Here is a 13,315-nt window from a genome sequence, read left to right on the forward strand (position 1 = left end):
CAATTTAGAACTTTAACGTTTTCGGCTTTTATGGAGTAATCGGTATGTTTCGACTGTCAGGTGGCCGAACAACACCGCTTCACAGACAAATGCATTTGTCTGTGAAGCGGTTGGTTGTTCGGTCTTCTGTCATGCGAAGGCGTGACGAAGACAAGCCTGTGACTTGCCTCCGACAATCGAAAAAATAGGGAGTCTGCTTTTTCGTCAGCCATAAGTTAAACATCCCAGTTGTATAATCATTTTGACTTTCGGAAAAATAGAAATATATGTCAATCATTTCCTAATTTTATTGGTTAATCAACACGCTTGAAAAAATATCATATATGCTGTTAACTTGACGAGTATGTGCCGGTGGTTCCTACTCTTCTAATTTTTTCTCACGTTAAAAAATGTTGTTTTATATTTATCCATAAGCGATCCCTTTGTTTCTTTGGCAACAGAACTATTTTTTATAAAATATGTTTATCTATCACTTTTACTAATTCGCCGATTTCCGGTTTGCTTACTTGCGCGGTCGCTCCCACTTTCTCCCCTTTATGGCGAAGATCGTCCGTAATGAGCGAAGAGAAAATAATGACCGGCAGTTTTTTTAGTTTTTCATCTTCGCGAATTCGCTTTGTTAAATGATGACCGTCCATTTGCGGCATTTCGATGTCGGTGATGACAAGCTGCACTTCTTGTTCAATCGGTTTTTCTTGTTTTACGACTGACTGTAAATAATGAAGCGCATCTTCCCCGTTTTCAAAAAATTCAACAAACGCATATCCCGCTTCTGCAAGTGTCTCATGCAACAGTTTCCGCAGCAGCGGGGAATCTTCCGCCACGACAATTTTTTTGTTCGAACGTTCCCGCTTTCCAAGCTTTTTTACTTGTTGAACGTTAATTCCAGATTCAGGGTTAATGTCGACGATCATTTTTTCAAAATCGAGAAGTAAAATCATTTTTCCTTCTAGCTTAATCACACCGATAACTTGCCCATCTAGCCCTTGGTACATTTGTGAAGGCTTTTCAATTTGCTTCCAAGAAATGCGATGGATGCGCGTCACATTATGCACGTGAAAGACGACTTTTTGCTGATTAAATTCCGCAACAATAAATTTATCTTGCGCTGGCATTTCCGAAGGCGGCAAGCCAAGCGCTTTTGCCATATCAATAACCGGAAGCACCTCGCCACGCAATTCGATAATTCCTTCTACGTTCACATGGGAATGAGGAACTTTTGTAACCGGAACAGGATTTAAAATTTCCCTCACTTTCATAACATTAATCGCAAATTGATTTGTCCCGATTAAAAATTCGACAACCTCCAGTTCATTTGTCCCGCTTTCTAATAAAATTTCCCGTTTGTCATTCATCTTTATATGACGTCCTTTCTTGTATAAAATGTCTATTTCTATTATATTTTGTCGACAGCAAAGAAGAAACTCTTTTCTTCATCATTTGTTTTCCGATTTTCGCTAATGAGTATTAAAAGGTTGCCTTTCCATCGGCAACCTTTTAATACAAAAATTCAAGCAATCGACGATCTGCTAAATTTGTGTCGACTGAGCAAGCTTCCGCGTCGCGCCCATATTGCCATGCCCATACATTCGCCTTGCAATTTGGTGAAGCTGGTGCATATTTTGGCGCCTGCTGTTCTTTCGTCGTTCCCGGCCTTGGCGCTGAACTCCAAATGACTGCCTGAACAGCGACTTGATTATTTTTTTGCACAGCTTCACAATATGCTTTTGAAAAATCGCCTTTTGTTGGATCCGCATATAATCCAGGACGATATCCCGTCGGATACAGCATTTCAACCCAAGCGCGAATCCATGCCTCATCGACCGAAAAAAAATCTTCAATGTTCGCAAATAGCACTTTATTTTTCGGAATGCCAAGACGGCGCGCATGAAATACGGCATTGCGCGCCACTACTTGACCGTTCGCGTATCCTGTTGCTTGACGAAACGCGTTATAAATCGGCAATATTTTCACACCATTTTTTCTTAGTAATGCCACTTCTTGTCGCGTTAATCCATCGGAAACATTTGGTACATCGGTTAAATAACGCCCCCAATATTTCGGATAGCCAAGTTCATTTTTCACACAATAAAACAACTGCTCTGTCACGCTTGCCGCAGAATCCACTCCCCAAACCGCTCTCGCCATCTTCTCATCCCTTTCACTTTTTTCTTCATGTATATGATTTCAGCGGTTTGTCTTATCAAGCTATTTTGCGAGCAACAACATAATTTCCACGCGCATTTCTTTATCTAGGCTAGCTCGTATAATGAACCGTTCTGCCTATTTCACTGATTAAGCGGTTAGAAATCATATATACGATTAAACACTGGCTAGCCTTTTTCTCGCGTGCATTCATTTTTAGAAAAATAAATAACACGCTTGGCATTCGTTCCAAGCGTGTTCTGCGCGTTACCCTTTCCAGCGATGAAGCAACTCATGGCGCTCGCCGCGGGCGAAGACATCAATTCGGTTACTCCCCCATGAAATCGCAGCCGGTTCGGAGGTAATGCGACCGTCAAGATGGACAAAGTCGCTCCATTGTTGCCCGTCCCAATATTTATAAAGCAGTTCATGATTCGCTCCGCGGGCAAATACATCAAGGCGATTGACGCGACGTGCTGCTGCCGCTGGGCTAGAAGTTAATACGCCGCCAAGGTCTTCCCAATCGCTCCAGCGCACCCCGTCCCACCACTTATGCAAAAGTTGGCGCTCCGGACCACGCGCAAACACGTCAATCCGGTTCCCCCCCCATGAAACCGCTTCTGGCGCTGACGTAACGACTCCCCCTAAGCTCTCCCAATCGCTCCAACGCACGCCATCCCACCATTTATGATATAAATGTCGGTCCTCACCGCGGGCAAATACATCTAAGCGGTCTTTTCCCCATGATGCGGCGGCAGGGCTGGAAGTTAATATTCCCCCTAAGTTTTCCCAATCACTCCAGCGCACCCCGTCCCACCATTTATGCAAAAGCTCATGCTCCGCGCCGCGCGCAAAGACGTCGATCCGATTTTCTCCCCATGAAATAGCGGCGGGGGACGAAGTTAATGCTCCCGCTAGGCGCTCCCAGTCACTCCAACGCACTCCGTCCCACCATTTATGCAAAAGCTCACGCTCCGAACCGCGCACAAAGACGTCTAAGCGGTTCTCTTTCCAAGAAGCAACAGCAGGGCCAGAGAATATATTCCCTCCTAGACTTTCCCATCTACTCCAATCTTGCTCCGGTTTATATCCTATATTTTCTAATATTTCTCGTATAATCGTTTTGACAATCTGTTCTATTTCTTTTTCCGGCACGCGATATGCTTGAAAAACAACAAACATCCAAGGAGATTGCATTTTGACGAATTGAAACAACTGTTGAATCCGCTGCTCAAGCGACCCGCTTACATTATTTTTATGTTCTAGCACGATTTGTACGATGACTCGAAACATATAACGAGATACATTGCGTGGAACATAATATTGCTTTAGTTTTTCATATAGCGGCTGCAATGCCGGTCGGATGATGCGCCAAATATCATTAAATTCTTGATTTTGACCTCTTTGCTCGCGGTCGTAATAGTCGATTAACATTTCCGTAAACCCCGGCACATACGCTGAAAACGCACCATACGGATCCAAACGGTTCATAACGGCCCCCTCCTCTTATCAAAAATCCCATCACTTTATCGTATGATGTTCGTTGACAGGATAGTCCATTTTTCTTGTCACATAAACGACTTTGATTATAATAGATATATGTTTACTCATTTAGAAAAAAGGGGAAAAGATCATGAATAAAGAAAGCAAAAGAAAGTTTGTTGTCATCGGGTTATTGCTCGGCATTTTGATGGCGGCGATGGACAATACGATCGTCGCAACGGCGATGGGAACAATCGTGTCGGAACTTGGCGGCCTCGATCAATTTATTTGGGTCACATCGGCCTATATGATTGCAAGCGTCGCTGGTATGCCAATTTTCGGAAAACTTTCCGACATGTATGGGCGGAAGCTATTTTACGTATCTGGCTTGACGCTCTTTTTAATCGGATCGATTCTTTGCGGCCTTGCGCAAAATATGGTCCAATTAAGCATTTTCCGAGCAATTCAAGGGCTAGGCGGAGGCGCGTTAATGCCGATTGCCTTTACCATCATGTTTGATACGTTTCCGCCAGAACAACGCGGAAAAATGTCTGGTCTGTTTGGCGCTGTTTTCGGTATTTCAAGCGTATTTGGCCCGCTTCTTGGAGCGTATATTACCGACTATATTGACTGGCGCTGGGTTTTTTACGTCAACGTTCCGCTCGGACTTTTATCGCTCTTGTTCATCGTGAAGTTTTACTTTGAATCGCTCGAGCATCGCGAACAAAAAATTGATTGGTGGGGAGCGATTTTGCTCGTGTCTTCCGTTCTTTGCCTCATGTTTGCGCTTGAACTTGGCGGCAAAGAATACGCGTGGGATTCGCTTGTCATCATTAGTTTGTTCGGTGGTTTTACGGTTTTTCTCGCGCTATTTTTATGGACGGAAACAAAAGCGGAAGATCCGGTCATTCCGTTTCATTTGTTTAAAAAACGGCTGTTTGCGACCGCGCAAGGAATCGGCTTTTTATACGGCGCAACGTTTATTCTCGGAACGATTTTTATTCCGATTTTCGTTCAAGGAGTATATGGCGGAACTGCGACAAACTCTGGATTAATTTTAACGCCAATGATGCTCGGCTCTGTTGTCGGCAGCCAAATGGGGGGGCGGTTTGCGGTTAAAACGTCGTATCGCAATTTAATGATTATTTCCGGGCTGTTCTTTTTAACGGGCATTTATTTATTAAGTACTTTATCAGCGGATACCGCTCGTTCCATCGTCACGATCTACATGATCGTTACCGGGATCGGCGTCGGATTTTCGTTCCCGCTATTGAGCATGTCTTCGATTCACGGCCTAGATATGCGCCAACGCGGAACAGCTAACTCCACGAACACCTTTTTCCGTTCCATCGGCATGACATTAGGTGTGACGGTTTACGGAACGATTCAAAACCATCTATTGATGAACGAATTAGAAAAAGCGCTGCCGATGATGAAACAATTCAATCCGGCTGGCGATACGCGCGTTCTTCTCTCACAAGAAGCCCGTGCCCATATTCCGCCAGAAGTATTGCAAAAAATTGTTGACGCGTTAGCAGACTCGATCGCTACGATGTTTGCTTGGGCGATCATTCCGGTCATCATCGCGATTGTCCTTATCTTATTCATGGGATCGGCGCGCTTGACCGATCAATTCTCGCAATCGAAAAAAGCGCATCTATAAGAAAACGGGATCCCCTTTTTCGGGAGTCCCGTTTTTAATCACCAATCCGTCCGGTATTTTTTTCTTCGTCAAGCGGTTGTTCCATTCGTTTGAACGCCAAATCGACCGCCGCTTCAGCGGAATCGCAAAACGCGATTTCCACGGTGCGCCGTTCGTCTAAATACCCACCTTCATAAGCGACCTCCTTTATTTTCTCTGCCCAGCCCCCTGTCGTTTCAATGATCACAACCGGTTTTCTATTCATATAGGCAGCCGACAGTTCACCGAGCGTCCCGTTGCCACCGCGAATCATAATAAGCGCATCGGACGAATGAACGAGAATGAGACTGCGAAAATCAAAATGAAGCCCTGTCGTAATCGGCACATCTAAATAGTCGTTCGCCACATCGGTACGATCTCCTGCTAAAATGCCGATCACAAGTCCCCCTGCTTCTTTTGCACCTTTCGAGGCGGCTTCCATCACGCCGCTGCCTCCTCCTGTTAACAATACCGCTTTTCTTTTCGCAATTTCCGCCCCTACTTTTTCGGCGATTTTTCTCACTTCTTCAGGAATATCTCCTGATTGTCCAATCACTGCAATTCGCTTCATCTGTTTCCTCTCCATTTCCTATCTTAGCGATCTTCCTTATGAAAACGAATCCATCCATTTTTCTTAAACCAAAAAAACATGGAAATCGCAATGAATCCCATGACTGCAAGTACTGTAAAATAACCGTATTTCCAATGCAATTCCGGCATGTAATCAAAATTCATTCCATATATCCCGACAATGAACGTCAATGGCATAAAAATCGTCGTAATCACCGTTAATGTCATCATAATTGTATTCATCCGGTTTGAGTTCAATGACAAATAGCTGTCACGAATATCTGATGTGATTTCTCGATTTTCTTCAATCATCTCAACAAGCTTTAAAAGGTGGTCATAAATATCATGAAAATAAATTTGTCGTTCTTTCATTCGCTGCAATCGATCGGAATGAATAATTCGGTACAATAAATCTCGCATTGGAACAATGGTTCTTCTTAACTTTGATAAGTCTCGCCGAACATCAAATATTCGTTCAATATCTGGATTTTCTTCAAGTTCGTTCAATATATCTTCAATATGGTAAATAAGAGGAAAATATTCGCCAACTAGCTTATCTAAAATGCAATACATCGTATGAAGAGGACCTATTTTAAAATCTTCATCCGTTTTTAAACGAATCCACACTTGATCAATTCCTTTAATAGGTTGCTTATGGAACGAAACGATAAAATTGTGGCCGACAAATAAATCAACTTCCTCCACTTCAAGCGTCTTTTGATTGATCGAATGCAATACAACGAACAAATATTGCTCATAAAAATCAAGCTTCGGCCGCTGCACATACTCTAAACAGTCTTCAATTGCCAACGGGTGAAAATGGAAAAAGTTAGACAACAACTTCGCTTCTTCATTTGTCGGCTCATGAAAATCAACCCAATACCAAGAAATATCGGGGCTTTTTAAAACCTGCAACGGCAAGTCGTAGACAACCTCAAAATCTTTTGTCACAGCACATGTTCGAATCATCCATTCATCTCCTTTCTCCGATTACCTCCTTTACATATCATAACCGAAAATAGAACAAATCGTTTGCAAAAATTACTATCTTTTTATTTATCAAAATTTTCTTTACATTTTAATTAAAAACTACGATAATATAAAAAAGGGAACCTGTCGTTCCCGAACAAGGGGGAGTCACATATGTACGAAAAACAATATCCTCACGAAGTCATGTTCGGTCAACCGGAAGAAAAAAATAGCTATGGCCCACTTGCTCAAATGATTCTGGAACAAGCGATCTTCCTTTATCAAAAAAATAAATTAATGGAGAAGATCGATGAAGCGTTAGCGACAAGAAATAAAGAGTTGTTTTTAGAATTGTCTACTCAATATAATGAGTTACTAAAAAAATATGGAGCTTAAACAGGGAGATTAAAACAAATGGTGGAATGTGAAGCCTCACAGACATATAGCGACCTGACATCTGATTAGGTGAGCCACTTCTTCAAACGGAAGCAGAAGAAGATGGCTCACCTTTTATGATTTTTCTGTGATACAATAAAAAAAAATCTCATCACGGAAGGAAGGACTATCGGTGGAACATCTTATTCATCCGTTCGTTAAAAATATCGAAATATCAGGAATTCGCAAGTTTTTCAACATGGTGGCAGACCGTCCGAACTTAATTTCGCTCACGATCGGACAGCCGGATTTTCCAACTCCGGATCACGTCAAAGAAGCAGGAAAAGCTGCCATCGACAACAACTTTACCACCTATACCCATAACGCCGGATTGCCCGAAGTGCGCCAAGCGGCTTGCCAGTTTGTGCGCGAAAAATACGGGCTTGATTATAATGAGCAGGAAGTCATCGTCACGATCGGAGCGAGCCAAGCGATCGATATCGCTTTTCGCACCATTTTAGAAGAAGGGGTCGAAGTTATTTTACCCGGGCCGGTATATCCGGGATATGAACCGATCATTCGCATGTGCGGGGCAACACCAGTATACGTCGATACGCGCCATAACGGCTTTCGCCTTTCCGCTGCGCTGATCGAGCCTTACATAACGGAACGGACGCGCTGCATCGTCTTGCCGTACCCTTCGAATCCAACGGGCGTTACATTATGCGAACAAGAGCTTTTGGAACTTGCCCATTTGCTGAACGAGCAACCAATTTGGATTTTATCAGATGAAATTTATAGCGAGCTTGTCTATGATGGAAAACACCGCTCCATCGCTTCTTGGCTTCGTAACCAGACAATCGTCATTAACGGGTTAAGCAAATCGCATTCGATGACCGGATGGCGAATCGGCTTTGTGTTCGCTCCGGAATTTCTAATGAAACATATGATCAAAGTGCACCAATATAGCGTATCGTGTGCCTCTTCCATTTCACAAAAAGCCGCACTCGCCGCCTTAACTGCCGGAAAACATGATGCGGACGAAATGAGAAAGCAATATCAAAAGCGAATGGAGTATGCTTACCAACGTCTCGTCGACATGGGATTTCACATCGAAAAACCGACTGGCGCTTTTTATTTGTTCCCGTCCATTCAATCGTTTGGCCAATCGTCTTTCGATTTTGCCTTGGACTTAGTGGATAAAGCGGGGGTGGCCGTTGTTCCTGGCAGCGCTTTTTCAGAATATGGAGAAGGGTATGTGCGGCTTTCTTATGCCTATTCGTTTGAAACATTAAAAGAAGGATTAGATCGCCTTGAGCAATATATTCGCCAAAAAAGGTGAGAGCGTATAGCTTCTCACCTTTTCATTCCATAAATAAGTTTGTTTTTTGTCGCAATCCACAACCCGGTAACATTGAGCATGTCATTCAAAACTCGTTCATATATCGTTTATACAATGCTTGCGTTCCACTGTTTTCTTCCCCAGCCACCGCTATCTCTTCATACATTTTTTTCGCCAGTTCAAGCCCCGGAAGCGACAAATTCATTCTCTCCGCTTCCTCTAAAGCAATTTTCATGTCTTTGATAAAATGTTTCACATAAAATCCCGGCGCGAAATTTCCAGCGATCATGCGCGGTGCCAAGTTGCTAAGCGACCAGCTTCCTGCTGCTCCTTGCGAAATGCTTTCAAGCACTTTCAACGGATCAAGTCCGGATCGTTTCGCATAGGCAAGCGCTTCGCATACGCCGATCATATTGGTCGCAATCGCAATTTGATTGCACATTTTCGTATGCTGCCCCGCTCCTGCTTTTCCTTGAAAAACGATATTCGTGCCTAATACTTCTAAAATGGGCTTACAAGCATAAAAAGCTGCTTCATCGCCGCCCACCATAATGGCAAGCCGGCCTTCTTTGGCGCCGATATCCCCACCAGAGACAGGGGCATCCAAGGCAAATACGCTTCTCTTTTTCGCTTCTTCGTAAATTTTTTCCGCCAAAGACGGCGGAGAAGTCGTCATATCGATTAAATATGTTCCCTCTTTGACGTTTTCGATTACGCCGTTTTCGCCAAAATACACTTCTTCCACATCTTTTGGATACCCGACCATCGTAATGACGACATCTGCTTCTTTCGCGAGTGCAGAAACGTTTTCTTTCCAGACAGCCCCTTCACGCAATAGCTCTTCTGCTTTTTCTTTCGTGCGCGTATAGACAATCAATGAGTAGCCTGCCCGCAATAAATTACGCGCCATGCTTTTTCCCATGACGCCAAGACCGATAAAACCGATCGTTTTCATTAATGATCCCCCTTATGCAAAAGAACCTTGGTTGGCAACCAAAGTTCTAATCCTCTTGAACACAGTTATATTACCGCTTAAATTCTTCATCCGATTTGATTTAACAAGATAAAGAATCTCTGATAATATTCGGAATTCCTGTCCATGAAAACAATAAATAAAGACCGACTTGACCGATCCTTAAATAAAATTTATGCATCCCAAGTCCGCCTAACAAAACCGCTAAAATCTGGCGACCACTTTATTTTTCAAGCGATCCACTTCCTTTCTCCGCAAAAGGTGCTTTATTTATACTCACCTAAGCGAGAAAGTAGTACTTATACTTAAGGCTAAATGGCTTTTACCATGCCACCGTCGACAAGGAACGACTGGCCTGTCATATAGGAGTTCGCACCGGAAAGAAGGAACGTCACCACTTTCGCAAATTCTTCCGGCGTTCCATAGCGGCCGAGCGGAATCGTACTTTTCATGCGCGCTTCCATTTCCTCCTTTGTAATGCCAAATTTCTCGGCATTCACTTGGTCTAAAAATGCTACACGCTCCGTCGCAATTCGCCCTGGAGCCACCGTATTAATTAAAATGTTATATGGCGCAAATTCTGCCGCTAACGTTTTCGTCAAACCGACAATTCCCGTGCGGAATGTATTCGATAAAAGCAATCCCGGGATTGGCTCTTTAATCGAAGAAGAAGCGATATTCACAATTTTTCCGCCATTCTTCTTTAAATATGGGAGCGCTTCGCGAATGACGCGAATATAGCTTAATAAATTGAGTTCAAACGCCTTATACCACTCTTCGTCCGTGATCGTTTCAAACGTTCCTGCCGGCGGGCCGCCCGCATTGTTTACGAGCAGTTCAAGCGTTCCATATGTTTCAACTGTTTTTTCAATAAGACGCTGAATATCTTCTTTTTTTGTAATGTCTGCTTGAACATAAGCGACGTTTCCTTTATGTAAGGCGCTTAACTCTTTTTCTACTTCTTTTAATTTTTCCTCATTTCGGCTCGTAATCATGACGTTTGCTCCTTCAAGAACAAGCTGCTTGGCAATCGCTTTGCCAAGTCCTTGGCTCGAAGCTACAACGAGCGCTGTCTTTTTTGCTAACTGAAGCTCCATTTAGGTTCACTCCCTCTTTTCTTTCAATGAAAAATTAAGCATGATTCATACAGCATTTTCATCCATGGGCAAGAAGTAAATTTGCTCACGAATTATTATATAACATTCGACAACCATGGCAATTTTCCTGCTTGATATGGCAAAAAGCGCACATTTCTCTCGTGAGAAAATGCATGCGCTTTTTGATTATACATCTACACCTCAAACTTTTCGATCAGTTGTTTCAGCTGCCGGCTCATTTCGCTCAATTTTTCAGCCGACTCTGTGACCGTGCTTAATGCTTGCAACTGATCATCTGCAGATGCCGCTACTTCTTCTGCGGATGCTGCCGCTTGTTGAGCGATCGCTGAAATGTTTTGCATCGCTTCAACAACTTGGTCTTTACTTTCATCCATCCGCTTTACCTCATCGGTAATGTTTGAAATCGATGTCGTTAGTTCTTCCATCATTGTAGCAATCTTCATGAACGATTCCCCTGTTGTATGAACGGCTTGTTGCTGTTCTTCATTCATATTTTTCGAACGATCGACCGCCTGCATTGCTAAATCTACTTGTTGTTGAATTGTGGCAATCGTTTGGCGAATCAACTCTGTCGCTTGCGAAGACTGTTCTGCTAGTTTACGAACTTCTTCCGCTACAACTGCAAACCCTTTTCCATGCTCACCAGCTCTTGCTGCTTCAATACTTGCGTTTAACGCCAATAAATTCGTTTGTCCCGAAATCGCCGTAATCGTTTGGATGACTTCATCAATTTTCTTCATTTTCTCAACAAGGTCGTCCATCACTTTTTCAACTGCTTGCAATTCATTTTTCGCTTCATTCGATTTAATTTGTAACTCGTTTAATTTTTCTAAACCGTTATAACTTGCCTCTTTCGTTTCATTCGATAACGTTTGCATTTCCGAAGCAGACCGGGCAACCGTTTCAATTTGATTGGACAGCATCGCCGTGCGTTCGTTAATCGTATCTAAATCGCTTGCCTGCTCGGATGTTCCTTTCGCAATATCGTTAATCGCTGTCGCTACTTGTTCGCTTGTCGCCATCGTCTCTTCGGAAACCGCGCTCAAGTGATCGGCAGATGCTGCAAGTTCACCAACCGATTCATTCACTTGATGAATGAGCGCTCGCATTTCATGAACCATATGGTTGAAATGAGAAGCTAATTGGCCGATTTCATCTTTAGCATTCGTTTGTACTTGAACTGTTAAATCCCCGATCGCTACTTTTCCTAATTGCTCTTGCAAATAAACGATCGGTTTGACGATCGAACGAGCCATTAAATAGATGAGCACAATTCCAATAAGCACCGCCGAAATCGTAATGATCAGCATTTTAGTGGCAATCGAATCGCTGACCGCAAACAAATCTTTTTCTTTATAAACGGCGCCAACTTTCCACCCTAAATTTGGGATTGTTGTAAAATAAATCATTCTTTTTTCGTTTTCAAACGTATACTCATATAATCCGCTTTCTCGCTTAAGCATGTATTTCACAGCGACGTTATTCGACATATTTTTTCCTTTGTATTGTGGATGAACGATCGCCATTCCAGTTTGGTCAAATAAAACAGGATAACCACGATATCCGACATCCATATCATTGACGATTTTTGTCACCGTATCCAATGACAAGTCAATAGCGATCACGCCAACGACTTGAGCTCCGTTTTTGATCGCTTTAGCAAGCGTCACAATATATTGACCGGTTATCGCATCAACATAAGGATCGGTCCAAACGACTTCATCCGGAAGTTGAGTTGCTTTTTTATACCATGGGCGCGAAGTCGGATCATAATCAGCTGGTAAATCTATTTTTGGAGTGGTATACATCTTTTTATCTGATGTTCCGATATAAATGAGCTGCGTGTTGTTATGAATCTTTAAAAAGGTCTGGAATTCGCCGTCTACGGCCGGCCAAGTTTTCTGATCTTTTAACATTTGCAGAACCATAGGGGATTGACTGAACTGCATTAAACTATCTTCTTCACTTTCAAAACTCGATTGAATATCGCCAACTAATTGTTCAGCAAGCGCATGTCCACGGCTGCTGACATCTTTGCGAATCATTTGTTTCGTTTCTACAACTCCGACCACTTGCGTGACCGATAAAGCAACGATCATTAATAAGGCCATTAAGACGATGAGCTTCGTTTGTAATGTTTTGAACACTGTTACGTTTCTCTCCTTTGTCAAAATTCGTCATGTTGTGTCAAGTTGTTATTATTATAAAATTCGTTTAAATAATCGTCTATAGGAGAATATTCTTAAACGGGAAAAAACTCGTAGGAAAAATCTTTTGTGGTGCAAATCATCAACCCGTTCCGATAGGGTAAAAAATTTTAATAAAATACTATCCTGAAAATACTTAAATTCCAAAATGTATAAACTTAAAATATTCGACACAAGGCTATTTTCATCCTTCCGATAGTGATACATTTGCATCATAGGTGCCTTATATAAATAACAACTGTATAAATACAACTGGGAGGTTTAACTTATGGCGGACGAAAAAGTAGACTCCCTATTTTTTCGACTGTCGGAGGCAAGTCTGTGACTGGCCTTCGTCACGCCTTCGCGTGACAGAGGACCGAACAACCAACCGCTTCCAGACAAATGCATTTGTCTGGAAGCGGTGTTGTTCGGTCACCCGACAGTCGAAACATACCGATTGCTCCATAAAAA

11 protein-coding genes and 1 pseudogene are annotated in these 13,315 nt (G+C 42.8%); 3 read left to right on the forward strand and 9 right to left on the reverse strand.

All coding sequences use genetic code 11. The features are described 5' to 3' along the window. Positions 1-449 precede the first annotated feature (449 nt). The 3 genes from HNQ34_RS04665 to HNQ34_RS04675 form a co-directional block, all read right to left on the reverse strand. Positions 450-1,355: a chemotaxis protein gene (locus HNQ34_RS04665; RefSeq protein WP_183252041.1), complete on the reverse strand. Its 906-nt coding sequence runs from the start codon at positions 1,353-1,355 to the stop codon at positions 450-452. 142 nt (positions 1,356-1,497) lie between these two features. After that, positions 1,498-2,148 carry a glycoside hydrolase domain-containing protein gene (locus HNQ34_RS04670; protein ID WP_183252043.1) on the reverse strand — a complete coding sequence of 217 codons (651 nt, stop codon included), beginning with the start codon at positions 2,146-2,148 and terminating at the stop codon, positions 1,498-1,500. 264 nt (positions 2,149-2,412) lie between these two features. Further along, positions 2,413-3,636: a PLL family lectin gene (locus HNQ34_RS04675; protein WP_246363791.1), complete on the reverse strand. Its 1,224-nt coding sequence runs from the start codon at positions 3,634-3,636 to the stop codon at positions 2,413-2,415. Between the two features lie 142 nt (positions 3,637-3,778). On the opposite strand from HNQ34_RS04675, the gene HNQ34_RS04680 reads away from it, so the two are divergent. Then, a complete protein-coding gene (locus tag HNQ34_RS04680) occupies positions 3,779-5,290 on the forward strand; it encodes an MDR family MFS transporter (RefSeq protein ID WP_183252045.1) in 1,512 nt (503 codons plus the stop codon). A 34-nt stretch (positions 5,291-5,324) separates the two neighbouring features. On the opposite strand, the gene HNQ34_RS04685 is transcribed toward HNQ34_RS04680, so the two are convergent. Together HNQ34_RS04685 and corA are read right to left on the reverse strand one after the other, a co-directional pair. After that, positions 5,325-5,879 carry a TIGR00725 family protein gene (locus HNQ34_RS04685; protein ID WP_183252047.1) on the reverse strand — a complete coding sequence of 185 codons (555 nt, stop codon included), beginning with the start codon at positions 5,877-5,879 and terminating at the stop codon, positions 5,325-5,327. Positions 5,880-5,902: 23 nt separating this feature from the next. Beyond that, positions 5,903-6,847, reverse strand: coding sequence for a magnesium/cobalt transporter CorA (gene corA, locus HNQ34_RS04690; protein WP_183252048.1), 945 nt, complete (start codon positions 6,845-6,847; stop codon positions 5,903-5,905). A 174-nt stretch (positions 6,848-7,021) separates the two neighbouring features. Between corA and HNQ34_RS04695 the strand changes: the two genes are divergently transcribed. Further along, positions 7,022-7,243 carry an IDEAL domain-containing protein gene (locus HNQ34_RS04695; RefSeq protein ID WP_183252050.1) on the forward strand — a complete coding sequence of 74 codons (222 nt, stop codon included), beginning with the start codon at positions 7,022-7,024 and terminating at the stop codon, positions 7,241-7,243. 172 nt (positions 7,244-7,415) lie between these two features. After that, positions 7,416-8,564 carry an aminotransferase A gene (locus HNQ34_RS04700; protein ID WP_183252053.1) on the forward strand — a complete coding sequence of 383 codons (1,149 nt, stop codon included), beginning with the start codon at positions 7,416-7,418 and terminating at the stop codon, positions 8,562-8,564. Between the two features lie 85 nt (positions 8,565-8,649). Here the strand turns inward: HNQ34_RS04700 and HNQ34_RS04705 are convergent, their stop codons facing one another. The 4 genes and pseudogenes from HNQ34_RS04705 to HNQ34_RS04720 all read right to left on the reverse strand — a co-directional run bounded on the left by HNQ34_RS04705 (position 8,650) and on the right by HNQ34_RS04720 (position 12,802). Further along, positions 8,650-9,519: an NAD(P)-dependent oxidoreductase gene (locus HNQ34_RS04705; protein WP_183252054.1), complete on the reverse strand. Its 870-nt coding sequence runs from the start codon at positions 9,517-9,519 to the stop codon at positions 8,650-8,652. Between the two features lie 121 nt (positions 9,520-9,640). Further along, positions 9,641-9,771 (reverse strand): annotated as a pseudogene (locus tag HNQ34_RS17775) (TM2 domain-containing protein); the annotation flags it as partial. Positions 9,772-9,848: 77 nt separating this feature from the next. Next, the gene (locus HNQ34_RS04715) at positions 9,849-10,634 is read right to left on the reverse strand and encodes an SDR family oxidoreductase (protein WP_183252058.1); all 786 of its coding nucleotides are present in this window, start codon (positions 10,632-10,634) and stop codon (positions 9,849-9,851) included. A gap of 194 nt (positions 10,635-10,828) precedes the next feature. Then, complete coding sequence (locus HNQ34_RS04720; protein ID WP_183252060.1) at positions 10,829-12,802, reverse strand: methyl-accepting chemotaxis protein; 1,974 nt, start codon at positions 12,800-12,802, stop codon at positions 10,829-10,831. Between the last annotated feature and the right edge of the window lie 513 nt (positions 12,803-13,315).

Source organism: Anoxybacteroides tepidamans (assembly GCF_014201465.1).
Classification (GTDB): Bacteria; Bacillota; Bacilli; order Bacillales; family Anoxybacillaceae; genus Anoxybacteroides; species Anoxybacteroides tepidamans.